Raw genomic sequence first — 23,362 nt, 5'->3', positions numbered from 1 at the left:
GCGCGACGCTCAGCACGAAACGTTCTCCAGCGCGCGGAGCGGGATGACATTGCCGGGCAGCGCGGCCTCCACGCTCACCCCGCCACGGCCCACGAGGAAAGCCCGAGCGCGCCGGACCTCCGGAAGCTGCGAGTCCGCATCGCGCCAGCAGGCCAGGAAGGAGGCGAAGGCAGACGCCGCCTCGGAGAAGGCTCCCCGAGCAACGTGCACCTCGGCGAGGAGGAACCAGGCATGGCCGCTGCCGGGCCGCTCCTTCACGAGCGCCTCGGCCAGCTCCAGCGCCTTGTCCTCGCGGCCGGCGCGCACCCGCGAGCGAGCCAACGTCTCCCGAGCCGGGCGAGAGAAGGCGGAGGGGCCTGGCGCGCGCAGCCGGCGCTCCAGCCGCATGGCCTTGATGAGCGAGGCCTCCGCGCGGGCGAACTCCCCCTGACGCGCCTCCAGTGCACCCCTCAGCTCGCACGCCGCCAACTCCACCACCCGGGCGACATCACGCGGACAGAGCTTGCGGCTGTCTCCCTTGCGCTCGTCGGCCAGCGGCGGGTGCAACGCATCGAGCTCGTCACACACGCGCCCCGCCTCCGCCAGCTTGCCTCCCTCCAGAGCGCGCAACCCTCGGGCATACAGCTCCATGCCCGTGAGCAGCCCCTGCTCGGCCACACGCGCCTCTGGCTCCAGCTCCACGTGCAGATCCGACGCCGCGCGCCAGAAGCCGAAGCGCAGATGCAGGCTGGAGACCGCACCGGCAGCGAACACGAGCGCCTGCCCGAAATGCGGCGTCACCGACTCCACGCGCTGGCGCAGGCGGCGCGCCCAGGCCTGGGCCTCGCCATACCGCCCCGCATCCGCACACGCCTGGACGAGCAGGCGCAGCGCCAGGCCTGCCGCCGGCGCGGCGGACTCGGGCAGGGACTCTTGAGAGAGCCAGGCGTCATCCGCGGCCACCACCGCCTCGAGCACCTCACGCGCCTCACGGGTGTGTCCGGTGCGCAGCAGCAGCCGGCCAGAGCCGAGCAGGGCCGTCACCGCACGAGGCGCCAGCAGCCGCAGACGCCGAGCGCTCTCCAGCGCTGCCTCGGGCCGGGCACTCTCCACCATCACCTGCACCCAGGCGTAGTGGACGCCCTCGTGGTGGGGGTGCGTACGCAGCAACTCCCGCAGCAGGGCCTGTGCATAGGGCTGGCCCGCGCCGGGACGTCCATCCGACTCGTAGCCGTCCGCGAGGAAGCCCGCGAGCAGCAGGCGCGCCTCGGCGTCCTCGGGGAAGCAGTCAATGAGGGCCTCCATCTCCCGTACGAAGCCGTGGCGACCGTTGGCGGGGCCCTTGTCGGCAAGAAAAGTGGCCGCGACGATGTAGCGCTGCTCCGCGTCCGTCACGCCCTCGCTGAGCGTGAGTGCCTTGTGAATGGCCTCGGCCCGGTCCGTCGCGAAGCGCGCACCGGCACCGCGCGTCAGCGCAAGCCCCCAGTACGCCATGGCCAACTGCGGATCCTGCCGCGCGGCCTCGGCGAAAGCCCGCCGCGCTTCGGCGCCCCAGCCGAGGTGCAGCAGACGCAGGCCCTGGTCGAAGTACGACTGGGCCAGGGGCACCCGGGTGCTGACCTTCAGGTGCGCACGTCCCAGCCCCTCGCGCAGCGGAGGCGTGGGCAGTTCCAGGTCCGGGACGTCGTCCCAGGGCGTGGAGGGGAAGATGGAGGGATCCTCGGCTCGAAGGTGTCGCGCAAGCATGGTGACCTCACTCACGCCCCGGCGAGCGGGGCAAACGATTCGTCCACAACCGGCCGCTCCAGCGCCTCAATGCGCCCGGCCAACCGCCGCCACTCCACCGCCAACATTTCCGCGGGCACACGCGAGGCCTTGGGCCGTGCCGCGAAGCACTCGTGCCGCCAGTCCGCGCCCATGAGTCCCAGGACCCACTCCTCGTACCCGGCCATCCACCCGGCGAGGGCCACCACCGCAGCGCGCGAGGCGGAGTGCTCGCACGGGGTGACGGGCTCGCGCGGGCTGCCGAGCCCCGCCGCCTGGAAGACGGGCCAGGTGACGCGCCCCTCCTCCACCACGACCGGGGTGAAACCATCGCGCGGCACGTAGATGGACTCGCCGCACACCCGGCACAATGCGCCGAAGCCCCACAGCGTGAGGGCCCCTCCCCCGGGCAACGCACCCGAGTAGGCACTGGTCCCCTGCTGTCCCGCCGGAATGCGCTCGCGGGTGAAGCCATGGCGCAGCAGCAGGTTGTCCGCGTGGCGGACATCACGGCCGATGCACCACATGGAGACCTCGAACAGCCGCTCACCGTCGCGCCGCACGTCCGGCGGGAGGGGGTGGAGAAGGGAGGAGCCCATCCGCGTGTCTCCTCAGCTCGCCTTGGCCGCCGCGCCCTTGCGGACCGGCACCTCACCGAACAGCGCCTTGAAGTCCACCGGCTGGCCGCCCTTCTTGGACAGCACGGCGTTCACCGCGCGCACCAGCTTGCCGCGCACCTTCGGAGGCAGCGGCTGGTCCTCCAGAGCAGCGGTCACCTGCTGCACGCTCACGCCCCGGCCACTCTTCGGCTTGCCGATGCCCAGCTCCGCGTACGGCTTGGTCTGCTTCTCCTTGTCGCGCCGCTTGTCGGAGCGCTGCTTCGCCAGCTTGCGATCGTCCTCGGAACGCGCCTCGAGCTGGTTGGACAGGCGCACCAGCGTCTCGGGCTTCAGCTGCTTCTCGTCGAGGAACTGCTTGAAGGTACTCATCGTCAATCTCCTGCTGAATCAGGTGGAAGGAAGGGGAGCGGGAGGACACCAGCGCCTCCCGCTCCGGCTGCCGTTACTTCGTGCCGTGCGCGCTGAGCATCCGGCGGTGCTCCTCGCCCATGCGCTCGTGCTCGCTCACCATGGCCTTGTGCTCGTCCTGCATCTGGCGGTCCTCGCTCTCCATCCGCTCATGCTCGGAGGAAGCGGGCTTGCCCTCGCCATGGGAGGCCTCGAGCTTGCCGTGGTCGCTCACCAGCGTCTCGTGGCGCGCCACCACCGCCTCGTGGCGGGAGAGCAGCTGCTCGTGCTGGGCCTCCAGCGCGTCGTGCTCGGCGTCGGCCGCGCCGCCCTTGAGGCGGTCGTGCTCCGCCACCCACTCGCGGTGCTCGGCCTCCATCTTCTGGTGGGCCGCTTCCATCTCCTGGTGCTCGGCCTCCAGCTTCTGGTGGGCAGCGGCCAGCTCGGGCTCCAGCGCAGTGGAGGACTTCACGCACCCCGTCAGGGCCAGCACCCCGCAGGCGAACGCCGCCAGCAGCTTGCGCTCAGTGCTCGTGGTCATGGGCCGTCTCCTCGATGACCAGCGAGACACTGCTCTCGGACGTGGGGCCGAAGGTCAGCGTGTGCGTGCCCACCTGCAGCGGCGCCACGTAGCGGCCCTTCACCTCCGTGCACTGGTCCGACTTCGTCGCGGACTCCTCGAACTCCACCTCCTGGCCGGAGGCGTTGGTGACCTTCAGCGGCACGTTCGAGCCCAGGAAGAAGATGTAGTCGGAGGCCTCGGCCACCGCGAACGACACCGAGCCCACGTTGCCACCGCTGCCCGCCGGCAGCGTGATGTCGTAGCGCTTGTGATCGTTGCTCACGGCGGGCGCACCGCTCGCCGAAGCGGTTGCGGTCACGGCAGAGTTGGGGCCCTCCTGGAGGTGCTCGCACCCCTCGACATCGGCCTCGTTGGTTTCGCCGCAACCCGCGAGCAGCGCGCTCGACAGAAGACAGGCGGACAGCAACTTCTTCATCATGATGTGTGACTCCAGCTATGGACGTGTTGGTGCTGCAATGCCCCCACGCTCCCGTCCTGAAACGGATTGGGACGCCAGGAACGTGGGGAAGGCGCGCGCGCGGATACACGAGGGGTGGGCATCGCCTCGCGCACCGGTGCCAGGGATTGGAGCTTCCAGGCCGTGCACGGGACGTGGCTTTCCAGGCCTCAGCAGAGGCGCGAGGATGCGTCAGAATGCACGGAGGGAGTCTCCCCAGGCAGGGAGCGCTGTCGATGCTCGAAGGGCGCTAGCGAGGACCGGAGATACGAGGCCGGAGAGGGAAGACCCTCACCCCGACCCTCTCCCAGAGGGAGAGGGAGGAAAGGCTCCGAGCGCCCAGCGTGCTCAGACCCGCGGCGGTGAGGACTTGGGAGCCAGGTGCAGACACGCCACCTGGGGCTCGACTGCCACGCTGTCCGCCTCCAGCACCTGTCCCGACAGGACGGGCACTTCCGGCGACAGCATCACTCCAGCCGGTGGCTGCACCACCCGGCGGAGGAAAACATGGGCACAGTGGGCATCCGCGCCATGCGCGGACACCTGGGCATCCGCACTGGTGACGCGCTCGTCCTCGAAGGACTCGCTCACCTGGACGGACGCTTCCCCCTGCTCGACTCCGCCCTCGTGCAGCAGATCCCCGTGCTCGATGCACGTGTTGTGCTGCACCAGGAAGAAGTGAGCCGCGCTCCCCAGGTACGCCAGCGCACACAGTACCACCAGCGGCAGCGCCAGCAGGCGGGGCCGTCGGTACAGCGCGGGCTCTTGGCGGTGGAGGCGGCTCACGGAATCACTGTTTCAGGGGAAATACAGTTGCTTCTGTATTTTGTACGCGAGGGCGCGCGCATGTGCAAGTCCAGACATGGCGACGCCCTCGAATGACGCGACAAATCAGACGGCGTAGCCCATGGCGCCTGCCTTCACCGGGGCATCCGGATCCAGCATCACGTTGACGCACGCCACGGTGCCACTGGCCAGGGCACGCTCGAGCGCGGGCCGGATCTGTGCCGGCTCGGTCACGAACTCACCATGGCCGCCGAACGCCTCCACCACCTTGTCGTAGCGGGTGGGAGCCAGCAGCGTGCCCGGCGACTTGTCCTCGCCGAACATCTGCACCTGCGGCAGGCGGATCTGTCCCCAGGCGGCGTCGTTGCCCACCACGCACACCATGGGCAGCTTGAAGCGCAGCGCCGTCTCGAAGTCGAAGCCGTTGAGGCCGAACGAGCCGTCACCCTGGATGATCCAGTGCGTGCGCTCCGGGTGCAGCACCTTCGAGGCCAGCGCGAACGGCGCGCCCACGCCCAGGCATCCGAGCGGACCCGGATCCAACCACCGGCCCGGCCGGCGCAGCTCGATGACCTTCGCCGCCAGGGCCACCCAGTTGCCGCCATCAGCGATGAACACCGGATCCTGCCCCGGCCCATTGGCCACGTCCGACATCTCCTTGGCCAGGCGGTAGTGGTGGATGGGCGAGCTGTCGTCCTTCGTCCATACCTCCAGGTCGCGCAGCTTCTTCTGCTCGCGCTCGCGCAACTGGGAGATGAACGCGTCGCGCTTGCCCTTGGATGCCGCGTCCGCGAAGGCGGTGAGCGCGCTGTAGCTGTCCGCGATGATGCCCACGTCCACCACGCGGTTGCGCCCCACCTCCGTCGGGTCGATGTCCACCTGGACGATCTTCGACTCAGCGCTGAAGGTGGGCTCGGCGCCGTAGTTGAGCCGGAAGTCAAAGGGCGTGCCGATGACGAACACCAGATCCGCCCCGCTCAGCGCCTCCTTGCGCGTGTGCTGGAAGAACAGCGGGTGGCTCGCCGGCAGACAGCCGCGCCCCGCACCATTGAGGTACACGGGAATCTGCGCGGTCTCCGCGAAGCGCCGCAGCGCCTCCCACGCCCCGTCCCAGTACACCGACGAGCCGGCGATGATGGCTGGGCGCTCGGCGGACTTGAGCAGCGCCATGGCCTCGTCCACCTTGCGAGGGTCCGGCGCCTGCCGCGCGTCCGTGCGGTAGCTCTTGGGAATCTGCAGGCTGTCTTCGTCCACGCCGTTGCAGAGCACGTCCCAGGCGAGCTCCAGGAACACCGGCCCCGGCCGCCCGGAGAGCGCCACCCGGAAGGCCTTGGCCAGGTATGCCGGCACCAGGTCCGGCATGGGAACGCGATCCGACCACTTGGAGATGCGATGGAAGAGGTCCACCTGCTCCATCTCCTGCAGCGAGCCGCGGCTCTGGTTGAAGATGGGGGCCGCGCCACCCAGGAGGATCATCGGCGAGCTGGCCGCGTAGGCATTGGCCACGCCGGTGAGCGCATCCGTGACGCCAGGGCCGGCCGTTACCACCGCCACTCCTACTCCGCGCGTCACCCGGGCATAGGCATCTGCCGCGTGGGCAGCCGCCTGCTCGTGGCGCGTGTCGATGACCTGGATGCCCTCCTCCACGCAGCCTGCGTAGATGGGGGCCACGTGCAGCCCCGACAGGGTGAAGATGTGCCGGACGCCCTCTTTCTTCAGCATCCGCCCGACGAGCTGACCACCGGTGACCATGCCCATGCAGTGCTTCCTCTCTGTTTAGGGAACCTCGGAAGTCCGGCCATCATCTCCGAATCGGGCCGTCCGGGAAGCCCCTGGACGCCCGGCGGCTCCACGAACCAGCGCCGGAAGCGCCTGGGCGTTATGTCGAAGGCATTCCCCGGGTGCCCCGGGCGGAGTAGGAAGGGCGCCCGAGAGACACGTAGAAGGACTCCCCGTGCAAGAACTCCTGGAAGTGCTGCGGCGTCAGGCGGTCCACTTCGGGCCGGAGCTGGCCCGCACCGCATACAAGCGTGGACTGGCCGTCACCCAGAAGGATGGCTCCACCCGGCCCATCCCCGTCACCGCCACCCCTGTCATCCTCGATGCCGCGGAGATTCGCCGGCGGGCCACCCTCTCGGCGCACCTGGCCTCGGCCACCATGAAGGTGACGCGCACGGTGCTCGCCAGCGACGAGAAGGAACTGCTGCTGGGCGGCCTCTCCCCGCTCGAGCGCGCACTCACCGAGCGCACCTTCGCGAACGTGGAGCGGCTGGCCACCACGCGGGTGGACTACTTCGTGGACACCCAGCCGCGCGCCCTGGAGGTCAACGCCACCATCCCGGCCATGCAGGGCTATTCGGACATCGCCGCGCGCACCTTCATCGAGGTGGTGGCCCGGCACTTCCGCTACCCGGAGAAGGCCCTCTATGCGGTCATCTCCGCCAACGGCAGCAACGCGCTGGCCCTCTACCGCTCCCTGCTGGACGGCTATGCCGCCGAGCGCGACGGGAAGATGCCGGACACCATCGCCCTGCTCTGCCGCCGCAACGACGCTCAAATCACCGAGCAGCGCTACCTGTGCGAGCGCTTCCGCGAGTTCGGCGCGGACGCGGACGTCGTCCACCCGGATGAGGTCTCCGGCGACACACACTTCGAGGTGCGCGGCAAGCGCTATGACCTGGTGTACCGGCACCTCTTCGTGCGGCGGCTGGAGGAGACGCCCGCGCCGTGGGTGGAGGACTTCTTCGGTGCGGTGCCGGGGCGCAAGGCGGTGTTGCTCAACCCGCCGGCCTCGCCGGTGGAGGTGAAGACGACGTTCGCCCTGCTCTCCCAGGCGCTCGTGGAGCCCGCGCGCGCCGAGGCCGCCGGACTGACGCCCGAGGAGTTGGAGGCAGTGCGCACGTCAGTGCCTTGGACGAGGCCCTTCCGGCACGGCCCCGGCGTGGGCCCGGACGGGCAGCGGGTGGAGGATCTGGTGGCGCTCGTGGTGGCGGAGCCTCGGCGATTCGTCCTCAAGCGGGCCTGGGACTACGGCGGCCGGGCGGTGTACCTCGGCCGCTCGGTGGGCACTCCAGCGTTCGAGGAGCGGGCGAAGGCCGCCTACGGCACCGTGCCCACGTGGGCGGAACTGTGCGAGCGCGCCGCCACCGACCCCGCGGGCGGCGGCTTCGTGGTGCAAGAGGTGGTGGAGACCACCCCCGAGGAGCACCTGCTGTGCGAGGAGAGCGGCATCACGCCCCTCTCGCTGCACGTGGATTACTCCGCGTACGCCTCGGTGGGACTGGCGAAGCAGCCGGCCTGGGGCGGGGTGTGCCGGGGCTCCACCTCGGAGATCGTCAACATCGTGGGCGGGGGTGGTGTGCTGCCGCTCATCACCACCGAGGTGGCCCAGAAGCTGCTCATGGCCTGGAAGGCCCTCTAATCGAGGGGCACCGAACAGGTGGGAACAGAAGCACCGCACGCCGGTTGAAGGCGCGCTATATAGGATGACGCTGGGCGGGGGGCATTCCCGTCCTCTTGCAAGGAAAGGACACGGAATTTCTATGGCTTGGGAATCTCCCGGGTTTCGAATGGCTCGCCCCGCAGTCAGTGACGTCCTCGTGCAGGAGTCGCGGCGCGCCTTCATGTCTCGCGTGTACGGCTGGATGTTTGCCGGTCTCGCCGTGACTGGAGTGGTGGCGCTCTTCATCGCCGCCTCCCCGCAGCTGGTGATGCAGATCGCCCAGTTCCGCTGGCTGCTGTTCTTCGCGCAGCTCGGTCTGGTGTTCGCTCTGTCGGGGATGGCCAACCGGCTCTCCGGCGCGGTGGCTGGAGCGCTCTTCCTGGCCTACTCGGTGCTCACGGGGCTCACCTTCTCGGTGCTCTTCTACGTCTACACGAGCGGCTCCATCGCCAATGCGTTCCTGATGAGCGCGGGCGCCTTCGGCGCGATGAGCGTCTTCGGCACCGTCACCAAGAAGGACCTGAGCGGCTGGTCCACCTTCCTCTTCATGGGGCTCATCGGCATCTTCGTCGCCAGCATCGTGCAGGTCTTCGTCCAGAGCCCGATGATGAACTTCGTGCTCGGGTGCGCGGGCGTGCTCGTCTTCGCGGGCCTCACCGCGTACGACACGCAGAAGCTGCGCGAGATGCACGCCGAGTCGGGCTACAGCTCGGCCGCCACGCTGAGCATCGTCGGCGCGCTGACGCTCTACCTGGACTTCATCAACCTCTTCATCTCCCTGCTGCGCCTGGTCGGCGTCCGCCGCGACTAGGCACCTGCCTGATGGAGTGAATGAAGGCGGTGGGCTCCCGGGCCCGCCGCCTTTTTTCTTGGGCGGCTACATGGGCCCCGAAGTCCGTGACGCGCTGGGCCCCCCTGCTATAGGGGTCCAGCTGAGCCGGACCTACTCCTCGGCCTTCTTGCGAGAGAACGGCATCAGCAGCCGCTCCACAGGCTGGCCGCCCACGAGGTGCTCGTCGACGATGGCGGGCACGTCCTCGGGCTTCACCCCGCCGTACCAGGTGCCCTCGGGGTAGACGACCACCGACACGCCGAACGAGCACGTGTCCAGGCACCCAGCCGCGTTGGCCCTCATCTGCCCCTTGAGGCCCCGCTTCTCCAGCTCCTCCTTGAAGCGAGCGCGGACGTCCTCCCCACCCTTGGTGGCGCAGCAGCCCTTGGGGTGCCCGTCCGGGCGACGGTTGGTGCACACGAATACGTGACGCTTGAAGGGGGGCATGTCGCCCTCCTAACGCGCCTTCCGTTCGAAAGCGACTATCTCGCCAAAGCCCCTCCTGCCCCTTTCTTGCCTCGGGCACTGGGCGGCCGGACGATCCGTGCACAGACTCTCAGCAAACATCCGCTAGTGATCATCGGCCTTTCCGCTGGAGTGACCCTACATGACTCGTCATCGATTGACGGTCCACTACACAAAGGGCTGCGCAAGAGAGTTGATCGCCAGCCGGCCAAGCTTTAGATCGGCACCCCCGCCCCGGTCCTGGACCGCGGTCGGGGACCCGGACGTGGACTGTCCCGTCGGTCACACTCCCCTAGCAATAGGTGGCGCAATGTTTGCCTACACAAGACCTAGGGGACACGGAACCTTGACGAGTCCGGAACGAAGATCGTACCTTTGCCTACCCGCCCGGCTCCCAGACGAGCAGGCGGGCCCCCAACAAACAACGATTTGACCCAGCGCCACGCACCTCACCCTACCCGGGGGGAGGCGTGTCGAAACGAGTTCTCTTGATCCCGAGAGATCTCGCGGGCTTGGCTTTTTGCAAATTTTGCAGTCATACGCTGAGTGAAAGCAGTGGGAGGGACCATGGAACGCGACCTGAGCGCCACGGCGGCAGTACTGGACGGTAAGGAGACGATGGCGGGGCTGAAGACGAGAGCCCCGGCCAGCGGTCTGACGGTGGAGCGCGTCTTCACGACGCCGGGGGTGGATCCCGCCGACGAGCTGGCGTGGGAGATGCGCACGGCGTCCATCTCGGGCGAGGACGGCAAGTCCGTGTTCGAGCAGAAGAACGTGGAGGTGCCCAAGTCCTGGTCCATGCTGGCCACCAACGTGGTGGCGTCGAAGTACTTCCGGGGCACGCCGGGGACGCCGGAGCGTGAGACGAGCGTGCGCCGGCTGGTGGGCCGGGTGGTGGACACGCTGACGCGCTGGGGCGCCGAGGGTGGCTACTTTGCCACCGGGACGGACCGGGACACGTTCCACGCGGAGCTCACCCACCTGCTGCTGCGCCAGAAGGCGGCCTTCAACTCCCCTGTCTGGTTCAACGTGGGCGTGGAGGAGCACCCGCAGTGCTCGGCGTGCTTCATCAACTCGGTAGGGGACTCCATGGAGTCCATCCTCGGGCTGGCGAAGACGGAGGGCATGCTCTTCAAGTACGGCTCGGGCACGGGCAGCAACCTGTCCACCATCCGCTCGAGCAAGGAGCTGCTGGCCGGTGGTGGCACGGCGTCCGGCCCGGTGTCCTTCATGAAGGGCTTCGACGCGTTCGCTGGCGTCATCAAGAGCGGCGGCAAGACGCGCCGCGCGGCGAAGATGGTCATCCTGAACGCGGACCATCCGGACGTGCTGGACTTCATCCGCTGCAAGTCCACTGAGGAGAAGAAGGCCTGGGCGCTCATCGAGGCCGGGTATGACCCGAGCTTCAACGGCGAGGCGTACTCGTCGGTGTTCTTCCAGAACTCGAACAACTCGGTGCGCGTGACGGACGAGTTCATGCGCGCGGTGGTGAACGACGGCGCGTGGACGACGCGGGCGGTGCGTGACGGGCGTCCCCTGGACACCTACAAGGCGCGTGACCTGTTCCGGGAGATCTCCGCGGCGGCGCACCTGTGTGGAGATCCGGGCCTGCAGTTCGACAGCACCATCAACAACTGGCACACCTGCTCGAACACGGACCGCATCAACGCGTCCAACCCGTGCTCGGAGTACATGTTCCTCGACGACTCGGCCTGCAACCTGGCGTCGCTGAACCTGATGCACTTCCGCACCATTGACGGCGACTTCGACGTGGCCGCCTTCAAGCACGCGGTGGGCGTGGTGCTGCTGGCGATGGAGATCATCGTCGGCTTCTCCAAGTACCCCTCGGAGAAGATCACCCAGAACAGCCACGCGTTCCGGCCGCTGGGCCTGGGCTACGCCAACCTGGGCGCGCTGCTGATGGCCACGGGCCTGCCGTACGACTCGGAGGCGGGCCGCAACTACGCGGCGGCCATCACCTCGCTGATGTGCGGCGAGGCGTACGCGATGAGCGCGCGGATGGCCGGGAAGATGGGGCCGTTCCAGGGCTACGCGAAGAACGAGGAGCCGTTCCTCGGCGTCATCCGCAAGCACCGCAAGGCGGCCTACAACGTGTCGCCGGAGGGTGTGCGCTCCGATCTGTTCGAGGCGCAGAAGAAGGCGTGGGACGAGGCGCTGACGCTGGGCACCGAGTCCGGCTACCGCAACAGCCAGGTGACGGTGCTGGCCCCCACGGGCACCATCGGCTTCATGATGGACTGCGACACGACGGGCATCGAGCCGGACATCGCGCTCATCAAGTACAAGAAGCTGGTGGGTGGCGGCATGCTGAAGATCGTCAACCAGACGGTGCCGCTGGCGCTGGAGAAGCTGGGCTACCCGCAGACCCAGTCGCAGGACATCATCACCTACCTGGACAAGCACGAGACGATCGAGGGCGCCCCGCACCTCAAGCCCGAGCACCTGCCGGTGTTCGACTGCGCCTTCAAGCCGGCGAAGGGCCAGCGCAGCATCCACTGGATGGGCCACCTGAAGATGATGGGCGCGACGCAGCCGTTCCTGTCGGGCGCCATCTCGAAGACGGTGAACATGCCGTCGGACGCCGCGGTGGAGGACATCGAGAAGGCGTACATCGAGGCGTGGAAGCTGGGCCTGAAGGCGGTGGCGGTGTACCGCGACGGGTGCAAGCGGACGCAGCCGCTGAACACCTCGAAGGACAAGGTGAAGGACACGAAGGCCGTGGTGGCCGAGCCGGCTCTGGCGGCGGTGAAGGACGCCAACGCGATGAGGAGGCGGCTGCCGGACGAGCGGCAGGCGATCACGCACAAGTTCTCCATCGGTGGCCACGAGGGCTACCTGACGGTGGGCATGTACGAGGACGGGACGCCGGGCGAGCTCTTCTGCGTGATGGCGAAGGAAGGCTCGGTGGTGAGCGGCCTGATGGACAGCTTCGCCACGGCGGTGTCGCTGGCGCTGCAGTACGGAGTGCCGCTGCAGGTGCTGGTGGACAAGTTCAGCCACACGCGCTTCGAGCCGAGCGGCTTCACGGGCAACCCGGCGGTGCCGATCGCCAAGTCGATCGTCGACTACATCTTCCGGTGGCTCTCGCTGAAGTTCCTGCCGAGCGAGCAGGAGGCCGAGGGGTTGGAGGAGGCGGTGGAGAAGCAGGTGATGGCCGAGCCTGCGGCGAAGCCGGTGCAGCTGGCGGCGGTGGCGCTGCCGATGTCGACGCCGCGCAAGACGTACCTGAACCAGGCGGACGCGCCGCCGTGCCACACGTGCGGCGAGATCATGGTGCGCAACGGCGCCTGCTACAAGTGCAGCAACTGCGGCACCACGAGCGGCTGCAGCTGAGGCTCGCGCCTTCCAGCAGCCACTGAGCCCCCATCCCCTCTCCCCTCGGGCTGAGGATTGCACACGCTAAGTAGGCGGGGGAGCGGAGGAAAGGTGCTGGGCGAGGGTGAAGCCGGCGACGTAGTCGCCCAGCCGTTCGTAGCCGCGCCAGAGGACGAGCCAGCCCGGAGGTTTCTTGTCCGGGTTGGCCATGTAACCGCCTAGGGCGGCGATGAGCAGCAGGGCCTGACGAAGCGTCAGCGCCCCTTGCAGTCGCATGCGTGGAGAGAGTTGGGGTGCCATGGCTTGGAGCACCTGCACCTCGGCGGGCTCCAACACTTCATCTGCGGGCTCGTCCGGGAGAGTGCGGCTCAGGGTGCGCAGGCGCAGCATCTTGACGGAAACCAGCAGAGTGAGGACGAGCAGGTTTTCAAGGTGCTCGCGCCTCTGGTGCTGACGCCCCTCCAGGCGGCAGCCCGTCTTCAGGGCCTTGTGCAACTCCTCAATCCCCCACCTCTTCTGGTAGGTGGACACCGCGCCCCAGGCCGCCTCCACGCTTTCAATGGGCACGTTGCTCAGCAGCAGCCACTCCACTGCTTTCTGTCCCTGTGGCGGCTCTTCTTCGCGCACCAGCACGCCCCACACCGGCACCGGCTGCCCACCCTGGCGCCCGGGAGGCAGCAGCGTGAGAGGGACGTAGCGCAGCACCAGCGTGGCGTCGCGTGCCGTGCGCGCCGGCTTGTCCGCCCGGGCTGGTTGCGCCGACACGTGCAGCAGCCGGCTGTCCACCACGGGCAGCCCCTCCATGGTGGCCCACAGCCTCCCCCCTTCTCCCTCCACGCGCCTGTCCTGGCCGGCGCGCACCAGCAGTTGATACGACGCGCTAGCCGAGCGGGAGAACAACTCGAAAATGTCTCCTTCGGCGTCGATGACGTGCAGCAGTCGCCCTGGCTCGCCCACTCCCTCTTCGGCCTCCACCATGGCCTGCCACCACAAGCTGCTTTCCTTCTGCTCGAAGGGCCGCTGCTTCCTGCTCTTGGCCTTTCCCCTTTGCGCGGCCGGGCGCGCCCAGGTGCGCGCTCCCAGCACTCCAAAAGCGGCGCCGTCGGCCTGCACCACCAACGCCGTCTGCAGAAAGAAGCCCTGACACACGGGATTGCCCACCTGGCCCACCCCGCTCATGGACAGATGGCTGAGCTCCACCTCGGTCCGGTCGTGTACACACAAGGCCACCTCTCCCGCCTGCCCTTTCGCCACCGCCTTGCCCACTGTCCGGGCCGCTGGCTCCAGCAGCTGCCGGAAGCTGACGTCTTCGTTCTCCAGCATGCGGTAGGCCCCCATTCGCTCCGCCCGGCTGGTGCCCAATCGGTTGATGGTGACGCCGGGCTGCCCCTCCATCAGGTGAAGGGTGTGCAGCAACCTCTCCCTCAGCCACACCTCCTCAAGCGGACCGAAACTCCCTGCTGGATAGAGAACCTCGTACGTCAGATACAAAGGGGCAGCTTCCATGGGCTGCCTCTCTATCCGGCCCTACCGCTCACGTCATGCTCCATCCAGCTTGCTCACCCCTTGCTCCCTCTCTCCCTCTGCGTGTGCATTCTTCAGCCCCTCGGGAGAGGGACGGGGTGAGGGTATCGGCTGTACGAGGGTTCAAACCACTCCCCTCTCCCTCTGGGAGAGGGACGGGGTGAGGGTCTCCGCGAATCCCAGACAAGAATCCGTGATGCAGAGAGGCTCCGGTACACACGTACCGGGGCCTTTTTGTTACCCCTCGATGTCAGGCATTGCGGGCACGGAGGGCCCCGAGTCAGGACGCGGTCTCGTTCAGCCGGCCATAGGCCTCGGAGGCCACCGAGAGGAGCTGCTCCAGCTCATCGAGCTCCTCGGCGCCGAACGGAGAAGGCCCGCCGTCGAGGACGATGAAGCCTACCGTGCGCTGGTGCATCCGGATGGGCGCCGCCATCAGGTGCGAGAACGACTCGCCGAGGGCGGCGAAGAGCTGCTCGTCCACCGGACTCTCCGGCACGCTGGAGACGACGGCCCTGCCGCCCGCCGCGGCCATGGCCAGCAGCGAGGGCGCCTCGAGGTCCACCTGCAACGCCGAGACCTCGTACTTGTCGCTGCCAGGGCCGTACGCACGCCCCACCCGAGCAAAACCAAACGTCTCGCCCAGCAGGAAGCCTCGCGGGAAACGCCCCTGGCAGTAGGCCAGCAGCACCTTGCCCAGCTCACCCCGCGTCGTCGCCTGCTGCAGGGCCTCGAGCGACTCCTGGAATTGCATCAGCTGGATGCTCTGCGAATCCCCAGCCAGAGCCCCTTCCGGCACGCCCGGTCCCGCGGCCTGCCAGTCCTCCGCGGGCGGCCCATCCACTTCCGCCGCCGGAGGCTCAGCCGAAGGATCCCAGGTCGGGATGAACTCGTGCACGGACGCCAGCGGAATCTCCCCTTCCGCATCGGAGACACCCGCCTCGGAGGGGAGCGACTCCTGCGACGAGAAGTCCACCTCGATGGCCCGCCGCGCCCAGGGAGACGAGGACTCCGCACTCGGTCCGGCGTCCGCCGTCTCCGACTGACGCCAGTCCATGAGCTCCAGGTGCGACGACACCTGCATGTCTCCGGCGGGCTCCGAGGGCAGCTCGACCGGCTGCACGGAAACGGACCGAGGCTTGCGCTCGGGAGACACGGGAGCCGTCTCGCCTGCGACCTGCGCCGGGCTGGCCGCGAGGGGAGCCCGCGCAGGCGGTGCAGACGTCTCGGACGCAGGAGGCACCGCGACAGGTACCTCGGCCGCGGGCTCTGCCTTCTTCAGTTCCGGCGCGGGAGACGGAGCGGTGGGCGCGGACTCGGCCGTCGGAGGCGGCTGCACGCTGGCCGCGGGAGCAGCGGAGGTCTCCTCTTCCATGAGAGGAACCAGCCGCTCCTCCTGCTCCGGCTCGGCATCCTGCGGCAGAAAAGGCGCGTCCTTGAGGGTGACGGGAAAAGCGCCCGCCTGAGCGGAGGCAATCGCCGGAGAAGGCCTGGCCTGCGCGGAGGCAGTCGCCGGAGCCGCAGCCGCTACAGGAGCCACCACCGCCGCCGGCGTGGAGAAAGTCTCAGGCTTGCGCGAGAGGTCCGGAGAAGCCACCACGGGCCTGGCCTCGGGCACTGGAGCCGTAGGCGCGGGCTGAGTGGAGGGCGTGCTCTGAACTGGCCCCGACGCCGGAGCGGCCTGCGCGCTGCCAGGCGTCGAGGCCTGCGGAGCGGAAGGCGCGGTCTGCGGCACGCCGGGAGCAGGAACAACCGGAGGCCGAGCCGCGACAGGCGCAGGCTGAGGCACGGGAGCGCGCGCAGGCTGCGGAGCTGCCACGCCGGGAGCCGCTGGCTTGGGAGCCGGCACGGGCTGAGGAGCCGCCGGAGACGCCCCCGCGGGAGGAGGCACCGCCCCGCTCTGTGTGGACGCGGGAGCAGGAGCGCCCGGAGGTGGCGCCGCTACCGGAGCGGGACGAGCCGCGGTACTCGGAGGCTCCTGGCGCGGCGGCATCCCCGAAGGAGGAGCCCCCACGGGAGGACGAGCCATCGCGGGCGCACCGGGAGGAGCCTGCGCACCAGGAGGAACGGGCGACGTCCCAGGCGCCGAAGGACGCACAGGAGCCGCGCCCGGCTGAGCCGCCGGAGTCTCTGGAGGACGCACCGCCTGAGTCGGAGGAACCTGTCCCGGAGCTGGCTGAGCCGCCCCCGGAGCGTTCCGCGGCAACATGCCCGGAGGCAGGCTCTGCCCGGGCTGTGCGGGGCCGCCCGCGCTCGGAGCAGCGCCCGCGGGCTTCGCGGCCACAGGCCCACCCGGCGTGGCGGGTGTCGCAGGCGAGGCAGGTTGCGGAGGCGTGGCCCCAGCGGGTGCACCACTGGAGGGAGCCGGTGCAGCAGGCTTCGCGGCGGGTGCGCCCGGCGCGCCAGGCATGCCCGCGGGGACGGGTCGAGGAGGCGCGGAGGGCGGTGCACCCGGCGCACCAGGGGATCTCGCCGCGGCCGCTGGAGGCACAGCTCCGCCTGGTGCTCCCGAGGGCGCGCCCGGCCCGGCCGAAGCCACCGCCGCGGGAGGATGAGCAGGCGCAGCACCAGCCGGAACACGCCCGGGCACTCCGGGCGAAACCGGCGGACGAGCCGCCACAGCCCCAGCCGGAGCACTTCCAGGAGCCCCAGGAACAGGAGCACCACCCACGGGCGCCGGAGGCCTCGGAGCCACAGCCCCACCGGGCGCGGCACCAGGCGCTCCCGGAGCAGCAGGCGCACCCGCCACAGGAGCGGAAGCAGGCTTCGCGACAACACCCGCGGGTGCCGAAGGTGGAGGAGCCGCCGGTGCGGGCCGCATACCCGGAGACGGGCCCGCGGCGGCCACCGGAGGCTGAGCCTGGGGATTCATCCCGGGGTTGGCGGCGCCAGGAGCGGGAGCCGGAGCGGGGGGCGTGGGGCCAGGACGAGGTGCGGCGGCCACCGGAGCACCTGCCGGCGCGGGCTGCGCGGGACCCGGACCCGAAGGAGCCGGCGCCCCCGGAGACGCTGGGCGCGGAGGAGCCGCCGGAGAAGGCTGAGCCGAGGTCGGCGCTTGCGCCGGCTGAGGCACTGGCGCGGGCCGCTGCGCAACGGAGGCCCCCTGCCCCACCGCGGGCTTGGGCTGAGCCGGACGAACGGGGCGCACGGGCTTGGGGATGCCGTAGCGTTTCTCCAGCAAATCGAAGAGGCGCAGCTCCGGCAGGATGGAGGGCACGATGCGCATGCCCGTGGCGAAGCCGAGCGCATCCACGTGCTTGGGATCCTGCGGGTTCACCAAGGCCACGCGCAGGCGGCGGCCCTCCAGGGCCAGCGGGAAAGCCAGGTGGTTGCGCACCTGCTCGGGTTTGAGCAGCGCGATCGTCTCGGGCGCCACCGCCTCCAGCTCTGCCTCGGGCGCGAGCGGGAAGTGGAACGCGTCGGACAGCGCTTGCCCCAACGTGGCCATGTCGAGCACTCCCAGCTCGACCAGGTTGGTTCCCAGGCTGCCACCGTAGATGAGTTGCGACTTCAGAGCCTCATCGAGCTGCGCCTGCGTGATGAGGCCCTTGCGGACCAGATGCGCTCCGAGCTGTTCAGCCATGCGAGGCCGATACTAGACCGGTATGCAACCTGGAGGTCACGACTCTCCGCTTGGGCGTGCGACAGGCCACACACCTGCCCGAGCGCTCCGGCACCGAGCTAGTAGGCGTTCTTCGACAGGAAGCCGCCCAGTGCAGTCCGGATGAGAATCTTCAGGTCCATCAGCAACGACCAGTTCTCGATGTAGTACAGGTCGTATTCGATCCGCTTCTGGATGGACGTCTGGCCGCGCAGCCCGTTGATCTGCGCCCAGCCGGTGATGCCGGCCTTGACCTTGTGGCGCAGGTGGTAGCGAGGAATCTGCTTCTTGAACTCCTCGATGAACACGGGCCGCTCGGGCCGCGGGCCCACCAGGCTCATGTCGCCCATCAGCACGTTGAAGAACTGGGGCAGCTCGTCGAGCGAGTACTTGCGCAGGAAGGTGCCAATGGGCGTGCGACGCGGGTCGTCCTTGCTCGCCATCATGGCGCCCGTCACCTCGGCGTCCACACGCATGGTGCGGAACTTGAGGATGTGGAACGTCTCGCCGTCCATGCCCATGCGCTCCTGGGCATAGAGCAGGGGCCCGCGGCTGGTGAGCCTCACCGCGAGGGCCACGGCCAGCATGATGGGAGCGCTCACCGCTATGGCCACCAGCGCGAAGAGGATGTCGAAGACGCGCTTGGCCACCATGTTCCAGCCCGTCATCGGATCGCCCTGGAGGCTGATGATGGGCAGCCCGCCGAACTCCTCGAGCCCGCCGTACAGGGTGACGTACTGGTAGAGGTCCGGCACCACCTTCACGTCCACGGTGCGCAGCGCGAGCTGCTCCATGAGCGGCTTGACGGCGGCCTGCTCCTCGAGCGGCACTGCGATGATGACCTGATCCACCGGGCGAGCATCCAGCACGGCGTCCACGTCCTTGATGTGGCCCACCACGGGCACGCCCTGCACCTGCAGGCCCACCTTCTCGGGCCGCAGCGTGAGCACGCCCTCCACGCGGAAGCCCAGCTCCTTGTGGCCCTCGACCGTCTCGATGACGCGCTGGCCCAGCTCGCCCGCGCCGATGACCAGGATGGACTTGAGGTTGAAGCCGCGCCGGCGCACCTCGTTGAGCACCGCGCGCAGCACCAGCCGCACCGCGGACACGCCCACGAACGAGTAGCCGGCGAAGAAGGCCAGCATCAGACGCGAGTAGCGCTCACGGGTGAAGTACGTCAGCGCCACCACGATGAGCGTGGCCATGATGGTGGCCTTGAAGACCTCGAACACCTCGCCGATGTGCGTGCGCGCCCGGTTGGTGGCGTACAGCCGCGCCTGCCGGTAGGTGACGGGGAAGACGATGAGCACCGTCGCCAGCGACAGCAGCGTCTCCTCCACGGCCGGCAACCCGTAGAAGACGGGGATGGGGCCCTCGAAGCGGCTGACGTAGGCGAGCGCGAACGCCAGCGTCAGCATCACCACGTCGGCGGCGACCTTGATGGACGTATAGAAGCGCTGGAACCGGTTGAACACGCGGGCCTCCTTACTGTGGCCTGCAAAACGCTCGGCCGCGACCTGCAATCGTCGCACCCCGCCCCCACACGCCGTCCTGCACCGGACAACCCATGCGGCCGGACGCGCTCCTACCATGGAAAGCGCCCGGAATCCAAGGGGTTGCCCGGACTTGTGGCCAACGGTGCGAGCCCCCGCGGCGGGTGTACGCCCCTCGAAAAAGACACCCTCCAGGACAGCGGTGTCAGGGTACGGCGGCCCGGACGGCGGGGCGGGACGGAGCACCCATCAGCGAGTCCACCTCGGCCTGCACCGCGCGCAGGAAGGCGGAGCGGCTGAAGCGCTCGGCCTGGGCGCGAGCGTCGGCGGGCTGGAAGAGGGGCTCCCACTGCTCGAAACGGTGCACGGCCTCCACCAGCGCGTCGGGCGTCTGCTCGTCGAAGAAGAGACCCGTGAGAGGGCTGACCGTCTCCAGCGCCCCACCCCGCCCGTAGGCGATGACGGGGCGGCCACAGGCCTGGGCCTCCAGGGGGACGATGCCGAAATCCTCCTCGGGGGTGAAGATGAGGGCGCGCGCGTCGCGGTAGAGGCCGGCGAGCGCCTCATTGGGCACGGAGCCGAGGAAGCGGATGTGGGAGGGCAGCGGCCCCGAGGTGAGCTTCGCCGCCTCCTGGCCGGTGCCCACCACCCAGAGCGGGGCATCCAGGTGACGGAAGGCCTCCAGGGCGATGTCGAGCCGCTTGTAGGGAGCGAAGGCCCCCAGCCACAGGTAGTAGCCGCCCTGGCCGAGCCCCTCGAGCGAGTGCTGGCAGAAGCGGTCCAGGGCGATGGGGGGGTAGACCACGGAGGCCTCGCGGCCCCAGAAGCGCTGCACCTTGCTGGCGATGTGCTGGCTGTTGACGAGGATGCGGTCCACCCCGGCGGTGCTCTCCCGGTCCCACTTCTGGAGGTACGGCCGCACCGCGTGCGCCGCCACGCGCACCGGCAGCGAGGCTCGCCCCGGCCCGAAGTAGTCGTCGAAGAGGTCCCACATGTAGCGCATGGGCGCGTGCACGTACGCGAGGTGCTTCGCCCCGGGCGGCTTGCGGATGCCCTTGGCCACACAGTGGCTGGAGGAGATGACCAGGTCGTAGCCCTCCAGGCGCATGGACTCGATGACCTGGGGGAGGACCGGGAGGAAGTGCCGGTAGAGCTTGTGGATGCGCGGAATGCGCTGGAGGACGGAGGTATGGATGGGCCGCGACTCGATGCGCGGGTGCACGACGCCGGGGCGGTGCACGAGGGTATGGATGTCCGCCTGCGGGAACAGCTCGCACAGTGCCTCGAGCACGTGCTCACCGCCGCGCTGGGTGACGAGCCAGTCGTGGACGAGGGCGACCTTCACGGGCTGGCCTTGTACCACCGCCCGGCCCGATTGCCGACAACCAGCCAACCGAGCCCCACCATCTGGCCCGTACGTGTGGTAGTGGCTCCCCCGTGGCGAGCGTCCTCATCGACCTGCGCATGGTTCGTGGCCGGCTGCACGGCATCGCGCGATACGCGCTGGAGCTGGCGAGCCGGCTACCGGAGCTTGCTCCGGACCTGAGCTTCAGCGGCCTCACGGGCCCGGAGGGGCTGCCGGCGGGGCTCGGGGCCCTTACGCCGCGCATCCCCCTGCACCGCTGCCCGGTGGAGTTCCTATCGCCCCTGGAGCAACCGGTGCTCGCCGCCTCGCTCATCAAGCTGGCGCCCGACCTGTTCCACGCAACGTCCTTCTCGGTGCCCGCGCTGTGGCCGGGGCGGCTGGTGGCGACGCTGCACGACGCCAACCACCTGGTGCTGGCGGATGAGTACGGCCCGGGCCGCCGCGCCTACTACAAGCTGATTGTGGGTCCCCGATCGAAGACAGCCCGGGCACTCATCACCGTCTCCGAGTTCTCTCGCACGGAGTTGGCGAGGGAGCTCAGCCTGTCGCCCTACCGCCTGCAGGTGATTCCGAATGGCGTGGACGCGCGCTACCAACCGCCGACGGCCTCGGAGCTGAAGGACTTCCGCGAGCGCCGGAAGCTGCCGTCACGCTTCTTCCTCGCGGTGGGCAACACCAAGGCCTTCAAGAACCTGGGGTTGCTGGCGGAGATTGCGTCATCGCTGCCGGTGCCCATCGTGCTGCTGGCGGGCAAGGGCGCGGTATGGGAACTGGGCTTCCCGGAGTCGACAATCGAGCTGGCCGATATCCCCGAAGACGACATGCCGCGCCTGTACGGGGCCGCGACGGCGCTGTTGATGCCCTCGCGCTACGAAGGCTTCGGGTTGCCTCCGCTGGAGGCCATGGCGTGCGGCACACCGGTGATGGCTGCGCGGGCCACGTCGCTGCCGGAGGTGGTGGGCGAGGCCGCGCTGCTGCTCTCCCCGGATGACGCGAACGCATGGCGGGAAACGGCGCTGAAGCTGCTGCGCGACGATGCCTTGCGCCGCGAATTGGCGGAGAAAGGCCGCGAGCGAGCAGCGCTCTTCAACTGGGAAGACTGCGCGCGACGGACCCTGGCCACCTATCGCCGGGCGCTCGAATCGCGCTGAGCCAGTCATGCTTTACCGAGGTATGGTCCGTGGCCCGCATTCGAGGCCAGATTCGCAATAAGGGACATGGACCCCATGACAATGCTCACGGTGCCGCGAAGGCTCGGCGCCACGCTCCTCTGTGTGTTGCTCGTTTCCTGCAGTGCCACCCGATACCCGGCCCCTGGACCCACGAGCACACAGGAGTTAACCCGGCATGTGCTCGTCATCGAGGAGTCTCCGAACGGGCAGGTGCGCCACTCCTGGAAGCCCCTTGAGGAATTCGACCTGACGAATTATCCCTACCACACAAGACACGGTGGACTTGCTGGAAGGCTCGTGCGCGTCGCGACATCCTCCGCCCATTGCGAATCCAAACAGGATATGTGCATTGCCTTGTGCACGAGCAGCCCGAGGCCTATCCCAATCGAGGGTGAGAAATACCCGAGCTACCGCGGGTCGTGGGCAAGAAACAGGGGTGACTGGTGCCAAAGCACATGCACGAAGTTCTATCAAAAGTGCCTCAACGGGCAGGGACCATGGGCCGAGAAGGAGGCTCAAGAGTTCACGAGGGTGGACATCGCTATTGACTGGCTCAAGAGCCACCGGAAGGAAATCGTGACGGGCACCATCATCGTTATCACTGGAGTGGCATTCGTCGCCGCAGTCGCAGGCTCGGGAGGAGGCGTTCTTTGTCTCGTACCACTCCTGGCTGTAGCATCAATAGAGCCTCCATCGGGACTGCCCGCCGATCCACAAGTCGCCGAGGTGTTGTATGCAAATCCATGATCTCCTCAATGAAGGCTTGCTCATGATTGGAAGCCTGCAGCGGGCGGCTGAATCGGCCGGAAGAGAGGAAGAAGTTACTGCTTGGCGACACGTGCGCGCACACTGGAACTTCACGATCATCACTGGCCAAGTCTATGTCTTTGAAGACTACCTCGCGGGCCTCGACCCCAAGCGCACCTCCTACGAGAGCACCGCATTCAAAGCGCACACAGATGAGCTGTCAAAGCAGGGAATGGCACTCCTCCTCCGAGCACTTGATGAAACGACGGATCCAGCACGGAAGCAGCATGTTCTCGTCATGATTGATCTGCTCAACTTCATTGTAGACAGCGGTAAGCAGAAGGCGCTCGAAAGCTATCGCGAAGGCATCTCCTACAATCCACTGTATGCCATCGCCTATTTCGACACCCGTGCGGAGGCAGAGGCATGGTTGAACAGTCCCTCGGAGCCCCCCAGTGGTGGCCATGTCCTGATTGGCGACGAGTATTACGAATTGTGGTACTCACGTGAGGATGGTTTTCGCGAGTTGCTGCGCGACCATTCGAGGGCTCTGTTATTCGAGGTTTTCGAGTCGAAGCCCCTGCCTCCCGCGACCGCGTCCTTCGACACTCGCGAGGAGGCTATGGCCTGGTTGACGAGCCATCCCGCGTCTCCCATGCTCTTGGTGGCCATCGCGGGTGAGTACCACCACGCCGTGTATCACAAGCATCTCAACCGCCACACCCTGCATTCCCTGTCGCGCCTGAGAGAAGAGCGGGAGAAGCTCAAGGCCGAACAGCAACAGCAGCAGGAGGACGAAGAAGCAGAGTCCTCCGAGGATTGACAGAAG

General features: G+C 68.3%; 18 protein-coding genes. 6 read left to right on the top strand and 12 right to left on the bottom strand.

Features of this window, described 5'->3' with window-relative positions:
- Window positions 1-9: 9 nt before the first annotated feature.
- The 7 genes from OV287_RS20800 to OV287_RS20770 all read right to left on the bottom strand — a co-directional run bounded on the left by OV287_RS20800 (window position 10) and on the right by OV287_RS20770 (window position 6,313).
- Window positions 10-1,725, bottom strand: a complete 1,716-nt coding sequence (locus OV287_RS20800; RefSeq protein WP_267535782.1) for a tetratricopeptide repeat protein — start codon at window positions 1,723-1,725, stop codon at window positions 10-12.
- An 11-nt stretch (window positions 1,726-1,736) separates the two neighbouring features.
- Window positions 1,737-2,342, bottom strand: a complete 606-nt coding sequence (locus OV287_RS20795) for a hypothetical protein (protein WP_267535781.1) — start codon at window positions 2,340-2,342, stop codon at window positions 1,737-1,739.
- Window positions 2,343-2,354: 12 nt separating this feature from the next.
- Entirely contained in the window at window positions 2,355-2,732 is a 378-nt protein-coding gene (locus OV287_RS20790) for a hypothetical protein (protein ID WP_267535780.1), read from the bottom strand.
- A 73-nt stretch (window positions 2,733-2,805) separates the two neighbouring features.
- Window positions 2,806-3,291, bottom strand: coding sequence for a hypothetical protein (locus OV287_RS20785; protein ID WP_267535779.1), 486 nt, complete (start codon window positions 3,289-3,291; stop codon window positions 2,806-2,808).
- Window positions 3,275-3,751, bottom strand: a complete 477-nt coding sequence (locus OV287_RS20780; protein ID WP_267535778.1) for a hypothetical protein — start codon at window positions 3,749-3,751, stop codon at window positions 3,275-3,277. Before OV287_RS20780 ends, OV287_RS20785 begins: the two co-directional genes overlap by 17 nt.
- Before the next feature lie 366 nt (window positions 3,752-4,117).
- Entirely contained in the window at window positions 4,118-4,555 is a 438-nt protein-coding gene (locus OV287_RS20775) for a hypothetical protein (RefSeq protein ID WP_267535777.1), read from the bottom strand.
- Between the two features lie 105 nt (window positions 4,556-4,660).
- The gene (locus tag OV287_RS20770) at window positions 4,661-6,313 is read right to left on the bottom strand and encodes a thiamine pyrophosphate-binding protein (RefSeq protein WP_267535776.1); all 1,653 of its coding nucleotides are present in this window, start codon (window positions 6,311-6,313) and stop codon (window positions 4,661-4,663) included.
- A 196-nt stretch (window positions 6,314-6,509) separates the two neighbouring features.
- Here OV287_RS20770 and OV287_RS20765 point away from each other — a divergent pair, with 196 nt between their 5' ends.
- Window positions 6,510-7,976, top strand: a complete 1,467-nt coding sequence (locus OV287_RS20765; protein WP_267535775.1) for a hypothetical protein — start codon at window positions 6,510-6,512, stop codon at window positions 7,974-7,976.
- Window positions 7,977-8,124: 148 nt separating this feature from the next.
- Complete coding sequence (locus tag OV287_RS20760) at window positions 8,125-8,808, top strand: Bax inhibitor-1/YccA family protein (RefSeq protein ID WP_308809649.1); 684 nt, start codon at window positions 8,125-8,127, stop codon at window positions 8,806-8,808.
- 132 nt (window positions 8,809-8,940) lie between these two features.
- Here OV287_RS20760 and OV287_RS20755 read toward each other — a convergent pair whose 3' ends face one another.
- Window positions 8,941-9,276 (bottom strand): (2Fe-2S) ferredoxin domain-containing protein, encoded by a 336-nt coding sequence (locus OV287_RS20755; RefSeq protein ID WP_267535773.1) that lies wholly within the window; start codon window positions 9,274-9,276, stop codon window positions 8,941-8,943.
- A 585-nt stretch (window positions 9,277-9,861) separates the two neighbouring features.
- Between OV287_RS20755 and OV287_RS20750 the strand changes: the two genes are divergently transcribed.
- The gene (locus OV287_RS20750) at window positions 9,862-12,648 is read left to right on the top strand and encodes a vitamin B12-dependent ribonucleotide reductase (protein WP_267535772.1); all 2,787 of its coding nucleotides are present in this window, start codon (window positions 9,862-9,864) and stop codon (window positions 12,646-12,648) included.
- A gap of 66 nt (window positions 12,649-12,714) precedes the next feature.
- On the opposite strand, the gene OV287_RS20745 is transcribed toward OV287_RS20750, so the two are convergent.
- From OV287_RS20745 to OV287_RS20730, 4 genes are all read right to left on the bottom strand, one after another.
- On the bottom strand, window positions 12,715-14,136 hold the full coding sequence (locus OV287_RS20745; RefSeq protein ID WP_267532091.1) for an IS4 family transposase: 1,422 nt from the start codon (window positions 14,134-14,136) through the stop codon (window positions 12,715-12,717).
- Between the two features lie 298 nt (window positions 14,137-14,434).
- The gene (locus OV287_RS20740) at window positions 14,435-17,737 is read right to left on the bottom strand and encodes a GspE/PulE/PilB domain-containing protein (protein WP_267535771.1); all 3,303 of its coding nucleotides are present in this window, start codon (window positions 17,735-17,737) and stop codon (window positions 14,435-14,437) included.
- Window positions 17,738-17,835: 98 nt separating this feature from the next.
- Window positions 17,836-19,230, bottom strand: coding sequence for an undecaprenyl-phosphate glucose phosphotransferase (locus OV287_RS20735; RefSeq protein ID WP_267535770.1), 1,395 nt, complete (start codon window positions 19,228-19,230; stop codon window positions 17,836-17,838).
- A gap of 223 nt (window positions 19,231-19,453) precedes the next feature.
- Entirely contained in the window at window positions 19,454-20,593 is a 1,140-nt protein-coding gene (locus OV287_RS20730; RefSeq protein ID WP_267535769.1) for a glycosyltransferase, read from the bottom strand.
- A gap of 119 nt (window positions 20,594-20,712) precedes the next feature.
- Here OV287_RS20730 and OV287_RS20725 point away from each other — a divergent pair, with 119 nt between their 5' ends.
- From OV287_RS20725 to OV287_RS20715, 3 genes are all read left to right on the top strand, one after another.
- Window positions 20,713-21,765, top strand: coding sequence for a glycosyltransferase family 4 protein (locus OV287_RS20725; protein ID WP_267542383.1), 1,053 nt, complete (start codon window positions 20,713-20,715; stop codon window positions 21,763-21,765).
- Window positions 21,766-21,963: 198 nt separating this feature from the next.
- The gene (locus OV287_RS20720; protein WP_267535768.1) at window positions 21,964-22,533 is read left to right on the top strand and encodes a hypothetical protein; all 570 of its coding nucleotides are present in this window, start codon (window positions 21,964-21,966) and stop codon (window positions 22,531-22,533) included.
- On the top strand, window positions 22,520-23,356 hold the full coding sequence (locus tag OV287_RS20715) for a hypothetical protein (RefSeq protein WP_267535767.1): 837 nt from the start codon (window positions 22,520-22,522) through the stop codon (window positions 23,354-23,356). Before OV287_RS20720 ends, OV287_RS20715 begins: the two co-directional genes overlap by 14 nt.
- The last annotated feature ends 6 nt before the right edge of the window (window positions 23,357-23,362 follow it).

Source organism: Archangium lansingense (assembly GCF_026626635.1).
Lineage (GTDB): Bacteria > Myxococcota > Myxococcia > Myxococcales > Myxococcaceae > Archangium > Archangium lansingense.
The sequence above is the reverse complement of the archived record's forward strand: the minus strand, read 5'-3'. Positions and strand labels throughout refer to the sequence as shown.

Coding starts and splice junctions, on each gene's coding strand:
- OV287_RS20800 (WP_267535782.1), bottom strand. CDS start 1,725: ATGCTTGCGCGACACCTTCGAGCCGAGGATCCCTCCATCTTCCCCTCC.
- OV287_RS20795 (WP_267535781.1), bottom strand. CDS start 2,342: ATGGGCTCCTCCCTTCTCCACCCCCTCCCGCCGGACGTGCGGCGCGAC.
- OV287_RS20790 (WP_267535780.1), bottom strand. CDS start 2,732: ATGAGTACCTTCAAGCAGTTCCTCGACGAGAAGCAGCTGAAGCCCGAG.
- OV287_RS20785 (WP_267535779.1), bottom strand. CDS start 3,291: ATGACCACGAGCACTGAGCGCAAGCTGCTGGCGGCGTTCGCCTGCGGG.
- OV287_RS20780 (WP_267535778.1), bottom strand. CDS start 3,751: ATGATGAAGAAGTTGCTGTCCGCCTGTCTTCTGTCGAGCGCGCTGCTC.
- OV287_RS20770 (WP_267535776.1), bottom strand. CDS start 6,313: ATGGGCATGGTCACCGGTGGTCAGCTCGTCGGGCGGATGCTGAAGAAA.
- OV287_RS20760 (WP_308809649.1), top strand. CDS start 8,125: ATGGCTCGCCCCGCAGTCAGTGACGTCCTCGTGCAGGAGTCGCGGCGC.
- OV287_RS20755 (WP_267535773.1), bottom strand. CDS start 9,276: ATGCCCCCCTTCAAGCGTCACGTATTCGTGTGCACCAACCGTCGCCCG.
- OV287_RS20750 (WP_267535772.1), top strand. CDS start 9,862: ATGGAACGCGACCTGAGCGCCACGGCGGCAGTACTGGACGGTAAGGAG.
- OV287_RS20745 (WP_267532091.1), bottom strand. CDS start 14,136: ATGGAAGCTGCCCCTTTGTATCTGACGTACGAGGTTCTCTATCCAGCA.
- OV287_RS20740 (WP_267535771.1), bottom strand. CDS start 17,737: ATGGCTGAACAGCTCGGAGCGCATCTGGTCCGCAAGGGCCTCATCACG.
- OV287_RS20725 (WP_267542383.1), top strand. CDS start 20,713: ATGGTTCGTGGCCGGCTGCACGGCATCGCGCGATACGCGCTGGAGCTG.
- OV287_RS20715 (WP_267535767.1), top strand. CDS start 22,520: ATGCAAATCCATGATCTCCTCAATGAAGGCTTGCTCATGATTGGAAGC.